This is a genomic window from Leptospira meyeri (assembly GCF_004368965.1).
GTDB lineage: Bacteria > Spirochaetota > Leptospiria > Leptospirales > Leptospiraceae > Leptospira_A > Leptospira_A meyeri.
On the sequence record NZ_SORO01000004.1, the window covers coordinates 208,115 to 224,603 of the forward strand.

The window sequence follows — 16,489 nt, forward strand, 5'->3', positions numbered from 1 at the left end:
TAATTTTGGGATTAATCATTGCTTATATTTTGTTTCTTTTGAATTTATTGTCGATCATACCAACTATGTATCCACTTTATATCTGGAAGTTGGTGACAACCGGGTCATTGAGGAGATTTGGTGATCGTTTGCTTTTAAAGGTAGGAGAGGCATGGATCGAAAACAACTATCGAATTTCAAGAATGTTATATGGAGTACAATTTGAAGTAATCGGCGAAGGGTATAAAAACTTAAAACAAGACGGAAGTTATATGATTATTTGTAACCACCAATCTTGGTCTGATATTTATATCATCCAGTCAGTTTTAAATCGTAAAATTCCACTGATCCGGTTTTTTATTAAGGATTCATTAAAGTATGTCCCTATTCTCGGGCATGCTTGGCTTGCATTGGATTTCCCTTTTGTCAAAAGAAGTAGTCGAGAACAATTGAAAAAAAATCCAGAACTTGCAACCAAGGATTTGGAGAATGTCAAAAAAGTTTGTGAGAAGTTTGCCGGTATGCCTTTTTCAATTTTAAATTTTCTTGAAGGGCACCGAAGAACACCAGAAAGAGTTCAAAAATTACTAAAGAAAAATCCCTACAAAAATTTACTACGTCCCCATAGTGGGGGAATTTCTGTTGTGTCCACTGCTTTAAGAAATTCGCTTGATGCTTTTATCGATTTAACGATTGTTTATCCAACAGAAAATCCAAGTTTTTTAGATTTGATGCGCGGTAAAATTCGAAAGCTAAAGGTGTTTGTGGAAGTGATCCCAGCTCCTCTTGTGCCAATAGAAGAGAATGAACAGTTTGCACCAATGTCAAAAAAAATGAAACGTTGGGTTGATGAACGTTGGGCTTTAAAAGATGATTTAATCACAAAGGAGAAACAACCAAAATGAAATACTCACTCACAAATCTACTTGTTTTCTCATTTTTTGTTTCTTGTAGAACATTTGCTCCGGTCGCTTATGAACCTCCCGCCAAACCAGAGTCAGTTGGGATATACGCGCCAAATACAGAATTACAAAAGTCCATATTACTTGCCATTGGAAAGGTAAAGGGTTTGGAATCTTTGGAAGTGGATGCAGATGGAAATATATATGGGGGAGACAAAGATGGTCGAATCATCCGAATCACTCTGAAGGGAGAAATAAAACCCATCGCCTATACAGAAGGGAGACCGCTTGGGATTCAGTTTGATAATCAAGGGAACCTTATTATCGCAGATGCTTACAGAGGTTTACTTTCTTTAGATAAATCTGGAAAAATAACAGTTCTAGTTTCGGAATACAAAGGAAAACCTTTTAAATTCACTGATGATTTAGATATAGCAAAAGATGGAAAAATCTATTTTTCTGATGCATCAATCTATGAACAAAAAGAATATCTTTATGATCTTTTAGAAGCAAGACCTTACGGGAGAGTTTTTGTTTATGATCCCAAAACCAAAGAAACGTTGTTACTTGCGGACGAATTGTACTTTGCTAATGGGATTGCTTTGTCTAAAACGGAAGACTTTCTTCTAGTAAATGAAACTTATCGATATAGAGTCACAAAACTTTGGTTAAAAGGACCAAAAAAAGGAACTAAAGAAACAGTGATCGAAAATCTGCCAGGATTTCCGGACAATATCACAAGAAATGAAAATGGTGAATTTTGGGTGGCATTGTTTACTGTAAGAAATGACCGAATGGACAATATGCACCCATCCCCAGTCGTCAAAAGAATGATTTCTTTTCTTCCAAAATTCCTTTGGCCTAAACCAGAACCTTTTGGATATGCAATGAAAATTGATGGGAATGGAAAGGTGCTGATGACTTTACAAGATCCCGGTGGTGAACACCTAAAAGAAGTCACAAGTGTTTTAGAAAAGAAACGACAGTTGTATATTGGAAGTCTCTACAACGATCGTGTTGGGATTTACGTTCTGCCTTAACCAAAATGTTAAGGCGTACAAGGGAATTCGTATTCAACTGCCCCAAGGCTCACGGCTCCATCCCCACCTGGCCTTGTTCCGTTTCCGTTAATACTATCTGCTATGAGAAGGTTTGGTGACCTTGTTATCAAACAGGATGTTGCAGATGTTGGGGTATATACTGCTATTGTTCCAAAATCGGAAACAAATTTAGGGTCTAGTTTTAAATTATTCCCAAAGTTTCCAAGAATTCCAATTGGTGAAACACAAGTCGCCGTACTTGGAATTCCTCCGCCGCAAAGTTCCGTATAACTAGTGCCGTTTTGGGAAACCAACTCGTTGCAGTGATGAAATACATTGTATTTCATGGCAGTCTGGATACCGGGTCCCGAATTGATGATACAGGCATTTCCACTTATATCGTTTGTAAGTAATAAAATATTATTTTGAATGTCAGCAGAGTTTGTAGGTGTTTTTAAAAATATAGGTGTTCCCTTGCCAGCAACTGACGTGGCTCCGCCAGAAATTGAATTATGATAGATCCTTAGCCCAGAAAAAGAGGCTACCACTTCGATCCCAAATGAATTATAACTACTTAGATCGGGGCCATTCTGAATCCAATTATTGGCAATCAGTGCGTTGGAGGGAGTATCTAGATTGATTCCCGCTGTTGTTGTCGACGTGGTTACACCAGTTGAAGTTCCAAGTCGAATGTAATTACCCGCAATTCGAGAAGTTGCCGTTGGGCTATTGAGTTTAATTCCATATAAGGTAGCAGACGACGATGAAGTTACCTTTCCACCTTCTATCGTATTGTTCTCTATGGTCGATGTCCCACCTCCAGTCACATAGATCCCTGAAGCTTGTGAATTTCCCGTAAGATTATCGGCTTTTCCAATATTAATTAGATTTCTTCGAACTACATGCCCACCTGCCGAAAGATAAATTCCGTGTGTGTTTGTCACTCCATTTCCAGAGATGATGATATTGCCTTGTGTAGGGGAACCAATTTCGATTGCAGAAGCCACTTGGATTCGCATACCGACCGATTGAATTCCCTTCCCAGCGGTGATAAGGTTTCCTGCTAACGTTCCATTGGAACCAGCGCTAGCTCCTGAAGTTACATCAAAAGCAACGCTTAAGGTAGTTGCACCAGCACTCGTATCTAAATCTTTACTTGCGATTTCATTTCCACGGATATTTGATACAGTGATTGTGGAAGTTCCTGAAAATTGGATTCCTTTAGAATTTGCAGAAATTATCGCAGAGCTTCCACCTGAAATAGAATTTGTCAGAAGAATTGGTGAAATGGGGGAAGTGGAAGCCATCGACAAACCAATCGCCGAACAGTTTGCAGTCGTACATTCTCCTCCATCAATTGTATTTAAGATCAAATATGGATTACTATTAATGGCTAAAACTCCATAGCTACCATTGATTCCATAACCTGCCGAAATGATGTTATTAATCAACCTGACGTTGTTAGTGGAATCTAAAAAAACACCAGCCATATAGGGAGCGGTGTCAGGCCCTCCCTTGATTGTGAATCCGGAAATAGTTACATTGTTTGTGACGGTTGTATCTCCAGTGATAGAAGCACAAGGTGATGTCGCTGTCGCAACTGCACAGCCGGCAGGAGTTGTATCCATTAGAATCACAGAGGAATGAGAATTTGGGTCCCAAGTTGTAAAACCAGACCCAGGCACATAACCTCCGTAAAGTGAAATTCCTGATACAAGTTGAATTGTTCCGCCAACAAACGCAGGATCGTAGGATCCACCTTCAACAAGGACAGCACAATCACCAGCAGGGCATCCTCCGAAACTATTGATTGCTAATTGAATATTCCGTTTCGGTGTGAGCGGAGTGAGTCCATCATTTGCATCGACCCCCAACGGATTGTCGGCTACATATCTTAGATTGGAAGGAATCAGATACAGTATATTCACAGTAGAGGAAAGTGGGTATCCGCCAACGCTATTACAATTTAGAGTTAAGGTCTTATGTCCACTCATCCAAGAGTCAGTAGCAGCGGGGGTAACGGTGAGTGTATCATTTGCGAAATTTGTCGTTGAGACAGTAAATTGAATCGCCAAACTTAAATTGGTATTGAGAGTGCCCGTGGAACCTGTACAGCTACCCGCATTAATTTCGTCTGAAAATTGTAACTTAATGCTTTCAAGAGGTTTGAGAACTCCTCCATTCGAAGGTCCGATACTTAGTACACTAAAACAATTTGCCGTTATGGCTATGTTTCCAGTAACTACTCCTGTTGTTGAAGAGAGAGTGCATTGGTGCCCTGCCGGTGTTGAAACAATTTGAAGGCTATAACTATTGTTTGTCACAATATTGGTTGGGAATCGGTGGAGTCCGTTTGCGGATATGGATAGATATTCAGAATTATTATTACGAATTGTCAAAGTACCTGAGGCAATCCCAACTGCCGTGACTTCAATGGGAAAGGCAATCGAGGTACAAGCGATTGTGATATTGGTAACGTTAGCTCCGGCGATGGCGCCTGCTCCGTTTGTGGTTAAACAATTTTGTACTGGATGGTTTGGTTGTGTAGTGACGGAAACATTATAAGTCGTTCCATCTAAATATGTTTGGGTAAATGCAAAAGTACCAGAAGCTACGGCAACATTGAGAGTAGAACCATCAACCGAGTTGGTTAATACGAGGCCAGTGATTCCATCCAAACCGGTAATGGTTCCCCCAATTGTGTATTTCAAAGGATCACAATTGATCATGATAGAAGTAACATTGCCAAAACCGACAACTCCCATTCCACCACTTACGGAACAAACTTGTGTGGGGAGAGTTGGTTGTGTTTTGATGGAAACGTTAAAGGTACTTCCTGTAGTGAGAGTCGTTGTAAATTCAAAATTGCCATCAGCATTGACATTGATTGTTTCGGTTCCTGAGTTAAGTCCGATCACAAGTCCTGAGCCAAGGAGGCCAGACACAGTGAAAGAAATTTTGTAAGGTCCTGTATTGACTAAACTTCTTAATTGTAAGAAATCGCTTACTGATTGCATCAGTCCCTTGGACAAACTGGGAATACATGCCTGGAATAAAAATATGGGAACAAGGACTGCGGTCCTAAAAAATTTGGCAGGCGACATCATTTCTCTATTCTATACAACAATTGAAGGGTGGAAACATTGTCATTTTGTTTCCGTCTAATTTGCTAAAAGTAGGATAAAAACTGTGGATTTTAGTTTTTCTTATTACATCGGGCTTTCTGGAATCATGGTATTTACTATATCTGGGGCACTGGCTGCTCTGGAGCATAAAGACCATCACCATGATTTATTCAGCGTATTTTTTACTGGATTCATCACTGCCATCGGTGGAGGAACTTTAAGAGACATCACTTTAGGAAATTATCCAGTTTCATGGGTAAGGGATGAGAATATCCTTTGGGCCATATTTGTTGGCTTTTTACTAGTGATCCTTTTGCCAGGGATTTTGGCAAAATTAAGAGATGAATTGTTTTTATTCGATACTTTAGGGATTGGAATTTATACAGTCCTCGGAACAAGAATTGCTTTAGACCACGGTGTTAATTTTTTTGCCTCCGCACTTCTTGGAATGATTTCTGCTATTTTCGGAGGAGTCATTCGAGACACACTGATGAATGAAGTCCCATTTATTTTTCGGAAAGAAATATACGCTACTGCTTGTTTGGTGGGATCTGTTTTGTATATCGTTTTAAATGAATGGAATTTAGATGCCAATTGGAATTTAGTAATCTCCGCAACAGTCGTTGTTGGAATCAGAGTCGTAGCTGTTCGTTATAATTTGGGTCTTCCTAAGATCAAAATATTTGATTAATTAGTACGCAAACGTAGTAAAATAACGGATTAAACACATCTTTGTTTTCGTACTTACCGCAAGAATTTTAAGGTTTCGCTATTTTATTGTTAAACGCTTGCGCTAGCAAAATATTTCCTTTCAATGGAGTTGGAATGTCGTCATTCATAATGACTTAGGGAATTCCCTTCCGATACTCCTTCACCATTTGAGGTATTATGGCAAGTCCAAAGGCTGTCACATTAGAATACAAACAAGACTTAGGTCTTCATTCGAATATTGATGATATCAATCATCCCATTGTAGAAAATGCCCCATTTCACTTTAAGTTTTTTCAAATTACAGATGAAGTAGAGAATACTTTATTTCAAGTGTTAGATCGATTTTTGTTACAACTTGATCTAATCATTGTTAGAGATTCTGTTTTAGCCGCAATGAAAGAAACCGTGACTAACGCAATTAAGGCAAATGCAAAACGTGTGTTTTTTAAAAATAGGGCAAGTAATATCGAAGATCAAAATGAATATGAAGCTGGTATTGCCGAATTTAAAAAAACATATCTAGAAAATCGAGAAATCATTGAAGACTCTCTTCAAAGAAATAATTTTGGTGTTTTCGTTTCCTTTATACATAACAAGAGTTTGATGCGTATTCGGATCATGAATAATGTACAGCTCACTCCAGCAGAATCAGCAAGAATCAAAGAAAGAATCGATAAGGCAAAAACATATAACGATTTGGCTGATGCTTTCGTGGACATGTCAAACGAACAGGAAGGTGCTGGTCTTGGATTGATTATGACACTTATGATGTTACGTAATGACGGATTGGGTGACTCAGCATTTAAATTTGAGTCAAGCGAAAACAAAACAGTTTTTATGATTGATATCCCGTCTAAAGTTTCCAAAGAAAACCAACAGTTGGAAAAAATAGACAATATAGTTTCACAAATTGATAATCTCCCTACTTTCCCGAAAGCAATTAAGGATATCCAGGAAGCCATTGATAAACCAAACTCAAGTATTGGAACGATTGCGGAGATGATTAAAAAAGACATCGCACTTTCTGCCAATATTTTAAAACTTTCGAATTCGGCTGCATTTCGTCGCGGGGGAAGAGTTGAAAGTTTAGATCGCGCAATCCAACTCATTGGACTAAAAGAACTACAAACATTGCTTTATAGTTTGGGAACAAAACAAATGTTAGAGGATAAGTTCCCTGCATTTACCGCAATTTGGGAAAAATCAAACGAATCTGCTTTTTATTGTAAAGCAATTGGGCAAAAAATGGGTATGAACAAAGCAGACCTTAGCAATTTGATTGCGGCATCGCTTTTACATGATATAGGGGAAATTTTGCTTTTATCTTTCGACAAACAACATATGTCAAAAATTAAAACCTATTCCAATTCGAGAGAAATTGCATCTACTATCAGTATGGAAGAATCTGCCATTGGTATCACACATTCAAAGTTAGGTGCAATGGTTGGCGAAAAATGGAATTTCCCAATTCTTTATACAAAAGCAATGGAATTTCACCATCGCCCTCTGCTTGCAGACGATGTTTATGCAGATATTGTATTTCCCATTTATTTGAGTGATATGATGATTTCCATCAATGCAAAAGAAGCAAAATCATCGGAGATTCCAGCTGAGATTCTCAAACTTTGTAAGTTTCAATCTAAATCTGAATTTGATTCTTTTCGGACAAAAATTAGAGAACAGTTTTTATCTTATTAAGAATCTTTAGATCATTTTAATCCATTCTTTGATTTTCTATATAGATTGTACCTGGATTGGAATTCTTGGTATCTTGGAATGGAGACCGCCTGAACATAAGATTGGTTTGGGTTTGATTTGATAAAATTTTGGTGATACAGTTCTGCCTGGTAAAATTCTTTTAGTTCTTGGTATTCAGTGACAATTGGATTTTTCCAAATTTGTTTTTTCTCTATTTCCTTTTGAATCGATTTTGCTATTTTTAATTCCAAATCTGAAGAGTAGAATAAAATCGATCGGTAAGAAGACCCTTCATCTGGTCCCTGTCGATTAAAAGTAGTGGGATCGTGTGAAAGAAAAAAGATTCTGCATAATTCCGCATAATCGATCTTAGATGGATCATAATATACAAGGACTGTTTCGGCGTGTCCTGTGGTTTCGGTGTTTACTAATTCATAATTAGGGTTTTTTGTGTGTCCACCGGCATAACCCGAGATCACTTCTGTGACACCGGGAATAGATTCAAAAATATGTTCTGAACACCAAAAACAACCTTCCGCAAAGGCTGCAATTTTTTGACCTTCTTTTGGCTGTAAAGCTAGTTTTTGGATCTCTGTTGTTTTGTCAGAAAAAAGTTGGCAATGGAGTTGAAGAAAGGCAAACAAAAAGACAAATGCCAAAATCGAAAGAGGTAGGGTCCGAAATATTTTTGTAACTGATTGCATACCATATTAGATTGCCAATCATTTAAGAATCAGAAGAAAAAGTTATGGAGGAGTGACGTCTTTTTCTTCTGGAAATGGGGTTTGGTTGGGATTTGACCTTCTGGGGATTCCGCCACTTTGGTATACGAAGATACCTTTTGACCCGGAAAAACTTGCCATTGGTTTGTAAAAATTTTGTTTGATAAAGTAACCAAAAATGGTCACGGAAAGGGAAAGAGTATAAATCCAGGTTTCAGAATGACCACCATATCCAAAAACGAAGGAACCGGAAAGTATGAGTGTCTGACTCAGTAACCAAACAGTAGTTCGGTTGATGAGGAAATGATACCAACCAATTTCTGTGATTTGGTTTCGAATGCCCTGCAATAAAATCCCTACAACTGGAATTCGAAGTAAAAAACCCAAGAGCCCAAAGACCACAATAAAGATTAGGAGTAACCAAAAGGAAGAGAACACAAGGTTCCACCAAAAAAGGAATTGGAGCGGAGCAATGAGTCCTGTCGGCCAAGAAAAGTTAGCGGAAAAAAAGGAGATGAGAATCCAAAAGAATGTGAGATAAAAACCGAACACGAGTGAATGGAAACTGAAAACCAGTGTTCCTGCAAGGAAAAATTTATTTCATTCTTATTTCGGAAAAAAAATCATTTTAAGGCCAACGATTACGGTAAAGATTCCAAAAAATCGAGACAGAGTGGTGGTATCAATTTTGGCTGCCATCCCTGCGCCAAAAATACTTCCGAGAATAAATCCTGCACTGATAAAAGCTGCAGCAAAGAGATTGGTTTCTCCTCGCGTATAATAAATATAAGCTGCAACAATTCCAATGGGGGGAACCATAGCAGCCAGAGTGGTTCCTTGTGCTAGTTTTTGATTAAAGTCAAAAAAATAAACAAGTGCCGGGACAAGGAGGATTCCGCCTCCAATTCCCACAAGCCCACCAAGAATTCCTGCACCTACACCTAACAATAAAAATAAAATTCCTAAGCTCATGATACTTTCCCACAGGCACGATTGGCAGGCACTGCTTCATGAATTTTTTTTGGTTCAGGGAGGTTCAAATTTTCCATAATTTCTTTAAACTCTTGGAGAGATTTCCCGGCGATTCTAGGATTCAATAGTTTTTCCTCACCAATGGTTGTGGAAAGAAATCCTTTGTAATCATGTCCGGGTAGAACGATTGTTTCATCTGGTAAGGAAAAAAGTTTTTTTGTGATAGAGTTGTACAATTCATCAGCACTCCCACCTTGGAAGTCGGTTCGCCCGCAACCACGAACAAAAAGTGCATCTCCAGAAAAGAGATACAATCCATTTAACAAAAGAGATATGGAACAAGGTGTATGACCGGGTGTATGAATGACTAAAAACTTGAGATTCCCAACATAAAATGAATCTCCATCTTTTAAAAATTTTGAGGCGCAAACGGCACCAGAGTTTTCTGAAGCATAAGATTCACAATTGGTTTTGTCCCTCAAATTCCCCGCAGAGGTGATATGATCTGCATGCATATGTGTTTCTACAGTAAGTGATAAACTATACCCAAGTTCCTGGATATAGTTTAGATCTCTTTCTAATCGTTCCAGTACAGGATCAACAAGAACGGATTGTTTGGATTTTTGATCGAGGATTAGGTAAGTCCAAGTCCCTGATTCTAAATCATAAAGTGGCCGGATTTCTAAATTTTCTTTTGTATTGGTTATCATATTAGAAACATCTCTCCTTTTGGTACAAATACAGTGGATTCCCAAAATTTAGGGATTGGAATGGTTTTAATACCATACCCCCTATAGTATATAGATTCTGTTGACGAAAAATTCGGCAACTAGAAATTGGGGAAAAAGGAGAAAGTATGAAATCTTTCCTAATTTTCGGAGTCATCGTTGGATTCCTTTTTGTTTTTGTAAAACGCATCCAATCCAAAGGAGAAAAAGATATGGTAAAACAATGGATTCAAGATGGGGCTGTTGTTGTTGATGTGCGAACCCAGTCAGAATTTGCGGAAGGTCATTATGCTGGTGCGATGAATATTCCTGTGGATGTTCTTCCGAACCAAATCAATCGATTAAAAGACAAAGGAGCAAAAATCATTGTTTATTGTCGATCTGGCGCAAGGAGCGAAAGAGCAAAACAAATCTTACAATCTAGTGGATATTCCTCTGTTTTAAATGCAGGTGGTCTTTCTGATATGCCATAGACTGCTATCGATTTGATTATTACGATACTGCACCGGTAGGAATTTTTGATTTATATCGGTGTAAAGTATACAAGTCAGAAAGTCTGCTTTGGTCTTCGAGTGAAAGTTCCAAAAATTCAGCTCCCATATGGTATTTATGAAAGCCAAATTCCTCTTTTCTGACTACTTTGATCTTTGCATTGATTTCTTGGTTTGTATCTGATTCACGAAGTTTGACATCGAAAGATTCGTTTAACATGATGTCATCTTCCGTATCAAAGGCGATTCCTGTCACAGAAATATTTTTAGAAATGGTTTTGAGAGTTTTATCTGGTAGGATAAAAAGAAGTTCAAGGTTGGCATCAAAACGCAAACTACTTCTTTTTTCATTGGAATAAGCCACAATTTGATTTTTGCCGGAATATTTGGCAGTATACAGGGCCCGGTCTGCTAAGTCATACATCTCTTCGCAAGTTTTGACTTTTTCAGGATAAGATACAATCCCTCCACTGAGTGTCACAGACTTCCCGCTTAATTGGATGGTGCGGCAAGCTTCCAAAAGTTTTTCTGATGCAATGAGTGCTTGTTCTTCATTTGTTTGTGGAAAAATCACAGCAAACTCTTCCCCACCAATGCGACAAGCTGTGTCTTCCATTCGTAAACAAGATGTGATCTGTTTTGCAACCTTTGCTAAAATCTCATCACCTGTGGTATGACCATAGGTATCATTGATTTTTTTGAAATCATCAATGTCAATGATGAGAAGTGTAAGGTTTTGGTTGTATCTAGTTGATTGTTTGAATTCGCGAATGAGTGAGGTTTCGAAATGCCTACGATTGTATAATCTCGTTAGCTCATCAACTAATATCAGTTTTTCGGTATCAGCAAAGAGTTTCATCTCTATCGTTTTAGGATTTTTGATTTTTGGATTGATGTTGGTAAAATAATCAAATAAAGCAACGCGAAAACCCACTTGGCGGCCCATACATTGATTGAGTTTTGTCTGGTTTTGGATGATTTCTGACCAAATGGATTCAGACTCATTTTCCGGAATTTCCAGTGATGTCAGAACTTTTAAAATCGCAGAATAAATTTGTGAATCTTCTAAATGATACGCAGTAAGGTCTTTGATTTTTTGGAATAGAAACTCTTCATGATTTGGATTTTCTTCCAAAATGGCCATGATGGTATCTTCGATTCTTTGACCGGGGCGGTTCGTTGCATTGGGTTTTAACATAGCACGCTAAAGGTTATCAATTTATTTCCTACGATTACCCAAAGTTTTAGAAAAGGCACCTGTTGTAAAGACAGGTTTTATCTCTAAAACTTTGTTCAGAATAGAGGGAAATCCCTTAGTTTGAAGTTAGCTGTTTGGACTGGGTATGGATGGCATTGATCTCCTCATAAAGGAGTTGGACCGAATCTGCAAGTTTTTGCGTGGTTTCGTCGATGACAGTCACCGCATGATTGATTTCTTTACTGCCAGACATCTGTTCTTGTGCAATCACACCAATTTGTTCCGATAAGACATGTAATTCAGAAAAAGTAAGTCTCAGTTGTGAATTTAAGTTTTCTTGTTCCGTGACATGACCTTCTAAACTTAAAATTTCGCTTTCGATTCGAAGTAATTCTTGGTTCTGGCTCTCGACCTGGGTTTTTACTTCTTTTGAATATCTTGTTCCTTCACTGATTTTGATGCCTGCATCTTTTACAATTTTAGCAATGGTACCTGCATTGGATTGAGAACGTTCCGCAAGTTTAGCAACTTCTTGTGCTACGACTGCAAATCCACGTCCATGTTCTCCCGCCCTTGCTGCTTCAATAGATGCATTTAACGCTAGCAAGTTGGTTTGGTCGGCAATTTCTGACATCATTTGGTTGATTTCTTCTACTTTGGAAAATGCTTGGTTTAGTTCTGAGTAGATGCTATTGAGTTCTTCAGAGGAAATTTTTACTTTTTTGCTAAAATCAGCAGAGAGGCTTACATCCTTTGCGATTTGTGTGGTTTTGGTTTTTACATTTTCACTAATATTTTGAAGAGATAAAAAGTTTTGATCTACAATTTTGACACGAGCCACTTGGTCTTCCACCAAGTTTGCAGAACTAATTGCCGACGAAGAAAGTTCTTCTACAGAAGCAGAGATTTCCTCCACAGATGCTGCTTGGTTTTGGGACTGGTTGTGTAGTTCGTCTGACATGGATTGTAGTGTATCGACAGAAGCGGCCAAAGTATTGGCTGATTGTTCCAATTGGATGGATTTGTTTGAAATAAAGTTTTGTTTTTCTAAAGTTTCTTTGAGTTTTGTTTTGAGGTCGGATTGCATCTCACGGATCAGTGCCACCACGAACCGCAAACTAAAAATAACTCCAAAGAAAAAAATAACTTTTTGCACCTCTGTGGCAACGATGATATGGTTGGCTCTTAACATATCAGGACTAGGTTTGCCGACAAGGGCCGCACCTAGTTTTGCCGATAAATAAATACCACCTAAGTAAAGACAAGTGGAAATGATTCCAACAACCATCACAAGTTTAGATTCGAAAAGAAAACTGGAATATATCGCAATGAACACAAAGATAATGTAAAAGATACCAGCATTGATTGTATTACTTGCATCACCTTTTGTATAATTATTATAAATGTCCAAATAAAAGAAACTAACCAAAATGAGTAGATCGATGAAGATAATGGTGAAAGCCCAAGGTTTTTTAATTTCTTTATCTTTCCTTAAATAATGTCCTGGAATGATTCCATTCAGTAAAAAGATAAGAGAACCAATAAAATTTGGTATAAAACTTTTGGTGGCAACGTTGGCAGCAACTCCCAAAAGAAACACCGCACTCAATCCGTACTTTGTGTACACAATGAGTGAAACCCCTTTTCGAAAGAGAGTCCTTTCAAATAGGCTGATTTCGTTTGTTTCTGCGGACATTCCCTAGTCTCCTTACTGAATGTTCGAGGTGGCGATTCCCGTAGAAATCACCACACATCCAGTTCTACTGTAACAAGATTTATACTCTCTTTGACGATAAAAAATCTATATTTTCATTCTGATTCAAAAACTTGCAGTCACGAATATTTTGAACGATCTTTCTCTGTTTGCTTAGAAAGAGATTAAGTATCAATTAATGATGTGAAGATTATCTTTTCCCAATCAGAATTTCTTCTAAGGCCATGGCTTCTAGAATTTTTCCTCCACGTTCATTCAAATGAATGGCATCGGTTAAATAATAATATCCATTAGAATCACCTAAATCATCCCAACTAGCAGTCGTGGAATAGTATTTCAAAATTGTCCAATACATCCCCCAAGTGCTTTGGCGATAAGGTTTCCGAAGACTCTGATTGGATTCCTCCAGTCCTTTGGCTAAAGTTTCATGAAGAGGTTTGTAAATTGCTTTTTCTTTGGTCACCACTTCCTTTGTGAGTTCAGCGAATCGTTTTGATCTTTGGAATGGAATGGAGTTTGGGTCCTCTCCCAAAACGGGCGGGGAAAAAACAATGAGTTTGGCCTTAGTTTCTTTTCGGATTGTTTGAATGATTTTTGTTAGGTTGCGAACAAAACTTTCTTCTGTTACTGGATCTTTTAATTTCCAAAGATTAGCATAACGATTGTATTCCTCTTCCGAAAGTGTGGCTTTTAAATCGTTGGTTCCAATCAGAAGGAAAACAAAATCTGGATTGAGCTGTTTTAAATTATCAAGTTGTTCGAGAATTTGTACCGTCAAACGACTATTAATTCCTTCGTTGATGACTTGGTAATCCACTAAAGAAGGATGTTTTGCAATAGAAGCAACATAATCATAACTGACTCGACCATGAGTGATGCTATCTCCTAGAAAAACAATATTTGAACTTTTGTTTGGTTTCGTTTCAAGTGCCGCCTTGAGATTGTTTGTCGGCACTTTTGTGGCTTGAAAAATGACACAGGATTCAAAGACAAAAAACAAAAGGATCCAAAGTTTTTTTAGGTGTTTCATGACTTTCAATCGTAATCAAACAAAGAAAACGAAAAAAAGCAAAATTCGAAAAACGAACTAAAAAAAGACACCAAAACTACTTTAAAGTTCGTAAAAATCTTTCTAACCAAGGCCTTAGGTTTTGGAATTCCGGTTTTTCATGTTTTAATAACAATCGAAAGTACAAGGATCCATAGAGAATGTCCATACAAACATCAATTTCCTCGTCTGACAAAACTTGAATCTGTTTGGATGTAATGGCAAATCGAAAGAATTGTTTTGCTGCCTCTCTTCTAGGGAGTAAATAATTTTCTAAAATCGATTCCGAAAGTTCGCTGTCTTGTTGTCCAGCACCAATGAGTGTGGAGATCACTCTTCCAAATTTGCCAGAAAATACACCGGAGAGAGCTTCCATTTGTTCTAAGAGGGCTTTCTCAAAAGGAACTTCTTTTGGGAATTCCAAATAGGGTGAAATCATGTGAGTAACTGTGCTCATTGCTAAATTTGCTTTGTTTGGCCATCGTCGGTAGATGGTGGTTTTGGCGACTCCGGTTTCTTGGACAATATCATCTATGGAAAAACCATGATACCCTTTCTTTGCTAACATTTCATATGTTGTTTTTAAGACCAAGGGTTCTAGGTCTTCCGATCTGGGGCGACCCGCAGTTTTCGGAGTCATTTTCTTTTTTAAAGCCATAAACAAATTTTTTTTAAAAAGTATTGACTGTCAACTACATTCCGATACCGATGGTATCGAATAACGATACTATAGGTATCGGAATTCGAGGAGATTAAAATGAAACCAGTTTTGGTATTAGCTACTTTACTATTGGGAAGCGTTGGCTTGTTTGCAAAATCTGCATCACCATCCGGAGAAAAGGTATTAGAAACCTTTTTTAGTGAATTTGGAAAAGGAAATGCGGCAGGTGTATTGAATTGTTTTCACCCACAAACCATCATTACGGCCGTACGTAATGAAAATCGTGGAGAGAATCAATTGTATGGAACTTACAATGGCATTGCCGGTGCAGAGGAATTTTTAAAGAATATGGGTTCCCAGTTGGATACAAAACGTTTCCAAGTGGATCACATTGTTGGTAAAAAAGATTGGGTGTTTGCAAGTGGAAGTTTTTTACATACCATCAAACAAACAGGCAAACCTTTTGAGAGTGAATGGGCGTTGAAGGTGCAAATCAAAGATGGAAAAATTCTTTCTTACCACTTTTATGAAGATAGTGCTTCTTTTGTGGTGGCTTCTAAAAAATAAAAAAATAGTTCCTTAAAACTAAAGTTTAATGCTAACCAACTTTGGGAACAAAAAATCCATCAACGAATTGGGAAATAGATATCCGTAATGCGTTTATCGTCCAGTTTTTCTAGTGGATTCAAATAACATTCCCAAGGTGGTTGGTTTTTTAATTGATAAGATGTTGTTTTAATGTAATCATTCAATATCCATTGATAGATTTTTGGTAAATTATGGTAACTTCCTTGGTACCGAATTTGTAAATACTTCCCTCCAGGTATGGTTTGAGATCCAAATCCATCTGGAATTTGCTTTTGGAAAGATCCTACAGTAATTCCTAAATCGAATCGTATTTTCCCTTTGGGAGAAATTTCAGGATCATCTTGGCTAATGCCAATCCATTTGTGGTTAGAATGATAAGAACTCCATTTTTGAATTAACGATTGTAAAGAGAGAACCTCCTTACTCCCCACTAGTGGTCCTGGAAGTTCTTCATAACTCCCAATATGGCGCACATAAATAATCGAAAAAGAAGATATAGTTTTAATTTGAAAACCAAATTTTGAAATACCATCTGGAATCATTAGGTGGTAGTTTTTCTTTATCGTTTTTTTATTTTGGAATTGTTTTCGGAACTCGGAGGGTGTGGAACCAATCACACGTTTGAAAGCTTTTGAAAAAGCCTCGTGAGATAAAAAACCAGACTCTATCGCTATTTCTAAAATTGGGAAGTTTGTAATTTTTAATTCGTAGGCTGCCTTTTCTAAACGTAACCTGCGGATGTATTCTTTGACGTTTTCTCCTTGGATAGATTTAAATAACCTATGGAAATGCCATTCACTGTAACCTGTAAAAAATGCAATTTGGTTTAAACCAATGCCCTCATCCAATTGTTTTTCCATTTTGTTCCAAACAGGATAGAGGTTGGGTGGTTTTGGCATGGGAGGAACCTTT

At 37.8% G+C, this 16,489-nt stretch carries 16 protein-coding genes; 6 read left to right on the forward strand and 10 right to left on the reverse strand.

Features of this window, described 5'->3' with window-relative positions; genetic code table 11:
• Nucleotides 1-5 precede the first annotated feature (5 nt).
• Both CLV96_RS18590 and CLV96_RS18595 read left to right on the forward strand, forming a co-directional pair.
• Nucleotides 6-884 (forward strand): acetyltransferase, encoded by an 879-nt coding sequence (locus CLV96_RS18590; RefSeq protein WP_004786679.1) that lies wholly within the window; start codon nucleotides 6-8, stop codon nucleotides 882-884.
• Nucleotides 881-1,921, forward strand: a complete 1,041-nt coding sequence (locus CLV96_RS18595; RefSeq protein WP_004784328.1) for an SMP-30/gluconolactonase/LRE family protein — start codon at nucleotides 881-883, stop codon at nucleotides 1,919-1,921. The genes CLV96_RS18590 and CLV96_RS18595 overlap by 4 nt, the downstream gene beginning before the upstream one ends.
• A gap of 8 nt (nucleotides 1,922-1,929) precedes the next feature.
• Here the strand turns inward: CLV96_RS18595 and CLV96_RS18600 are convergent, their stop codons facing one another.
• On the reverse strand, nucleotides 1,930-5,025 hold the full coding sequence (locus CLV96_RS18600) for a hypothetical protein (protein WP_004784956.1): 3,096 nt from the start codon (nucleotides 5,023-5,025) through the stop codon (nucleotides 1,930-1,932).
• 85 nt (nucleotides 5,026-5,110) lie between these two features.
• On the opposite strand from CLV96_RS18600, the gene CLV96_RS18605 reads away from it, so the two are divergent.
• Nucleotides 5,111-5,737, forward strand: a complete 627-nt coding sequence (locus CLV96_RS18605) for a trimeric intracellular cation channel family protein (protein WP_004787610.1) — start codon at nucleotides 5,111-5,113, stop codon at nucleotides 5,735-5,737.
• Nucleotides 5,738-5,934: 197 nt separating this feature from the next.
• The gene (locus tag CLV96_RS18610; protein WP_004786652.1) at nucleotides 5,935-7,455 is read left to right on the forward strand and encodes an HDOD domain-containing protein; all 1,521 of its coding nucleotides are present in this window, start codon (nucleotides 5,935-5,937) and stop codon (nucleotides 7,453-7,455) included.
• A gap of 11 nt (nucleotides 7,456-7,466) precedes the next feature.
• Here CLV96_RS18610 and msrA read toward each other — a convergent pair whose 3' ends face one another.
• Genes msrA through CLV96_RS18630 form a run of 4 tightly spaced genes read right to left on the reverse strand, consistent with a single transcriptional unit; the run spans nucleotide 7,467 to nucleotide 9,859 of the window.
• Entirely contained in the window at nucleotides 7,467-8,159 is a 693-nt protein-coding gene (msrA, locus tag CLV96_RS18615) for a peptide-methionine (S)-S-oxide reductase MsrA (RefSeq protein WP_004784560.1), read from the reverse strand.
• A gap of 42 nt (nucleotides 8,160-8,201) precedes the next feature.
• On the reverse strand, nucleotides 8,202-8,729 hold the full coding sequence (locus CLV96_RS18620; protein ID WP_004787256.1) for a hypothetical protein: 528 nt from the start codon (nucleotides 8,727-8,729) through the stop codon (nucleotides 8,202-8,204).
• Between the two features lie 54 nt (nucleotides 8,730-8,783).
• Nucleotides 8,784-9,149 (reverse strand): TSUP family transporter, encoded by a 366-nt coding sequence (locus CLV96_RS18625; RefSeq protein WP_004786398.1) that lies wholly within the window; start codon nucleotides 9,147-9,149, stop codon nucleotides 8,784-8,786.
• Nucleotides 9,146-9,859, reverse strand: a complete 714-nt coding sequence (locus CLV96_RS18630; protein WP_004785980.1) for an MBL fold metallo-hydrolase — start codon at nucleotides 9,857-9,859, stop codon at nucleotides 9,146-9,148. The genes CLV96_RS18625 and CLV96_RS18630 overlap by 4 nt, the downstream gene beginning before the upstream one ends.
• 146 nt (nucleotides 9,860-10,005) lie before the next feature.
• Here CLV96_RS18630 and CLV96_RS18635 point away from each other — a divergent pair, with 146 nt between their 5' ends.
• The gene (locus CLV96_RS18635) at nucleotides 10,006-10,350 is read left to right on the forward strand and encodes a rhodanese-like domain-containing protein (RefSeq protein ID WP_004786403.1); all 345 of its coding nucleotides are present in this window, start codon (nucleotides 10,006-10,008) and stop codon (nucleotides 10,348-10,350) included.
• A 19-nt stretch (nucleotides 10,351-10,369) separates the two neighbouring features.
• Here CLV96_RS18635 and CLV96_RS18640 read toward each other — a convergent pair whose 3' ends face one another.
• The 4 genes from CLV96_RS18640 to CLV96_RS18655 form a co-directional block, all read right to left on the reverse strand.
• Nucleotides 10,370-11,566, reverse strand: a complete 1,197-nt coding sequence (locus tag CLV96_RS18640) for a diguanylate cyclase (RefSeq protein WP_004785430.1) — start codon at nucleotides 11,564-11,566, stop codon at nucleotides 10,370-10,372.
• Nucleotides 11,567-11,681: 115 nt separating this feature from the next.
• On the reverse strand, nucleotides 11,682-13,262 hold the full coding sequence (locus tag CLV96_RS18645; RefSeq protein WP_004784510.1) for a methyl-accepting chemotaxis protein: 1,581 nt from the start codon (nucleotides 13,260-13,262) through the stop codon (nucleotides 11,682-11,684).
• Nucleotides 13,263-13,470: 208 nt separating this feature from the next.
• Nucleotides 13,471-14,310, reverse strand: a complete 840-nt coding sequence (locus CLV96_RS18650; RefSeq protein WP_004785311.1) for an SGNH/GDSL hydrolase family protein — start codon at nucleotides 14,308-14,310, stop codon at nucleotides 13,471-13,473.
• A gap of 76 nt (nucleotides 14,311-14,386) precedes the next feature.
• Nucleotides 14,387-14,968, reverse strand: coding sequence for a TetR/AcrR family transcriptional regulator (locus CLV96_RS18655; RefSeq protein WP_231292535.1), 582 nt, complete (start codon nucleotides 14,966-14,968; stop codon nucleotides 14,387-14,389).
• Between the two features lie 117 nt (nucleotides 14,969-15,085).
• On the opposite strand from CLV96_RS18655, the gene CLV96_RS18660 reads away from it, so the two are divergent.
• Complete coding sequence (locus tag CLV96_RS18660) at nucleotides 15,086-15,556, forward strand: nuclear transport factor 2 family protein (RefSeq protein WP_004787329.1); 471 nt, start codon at nucleotides 15,086-15,088, stop codon at nucleotides 15,554-15,556.
• 59 nt (nucleotides 15,557-15,615) lie between these two features.
• Here the strand turns inward: CLV96_RS18660 and CLV96_RS18665 are convergent, their stop codons facing one another.
• Nucleotides 15,616-16,476, reverse strand: a complete 861-nt coding sequence (locus CLV96_RS18665) for an AraC family transcriptional regulator (RefSeq protein ID WP_040917100.1) — start codon at nucleotides 16,474-16,476, stop codon at nucleotides 15,616-15,618.
• Nucleotides 16,477-16,489 lie beyond the last annotated feature (13 nt).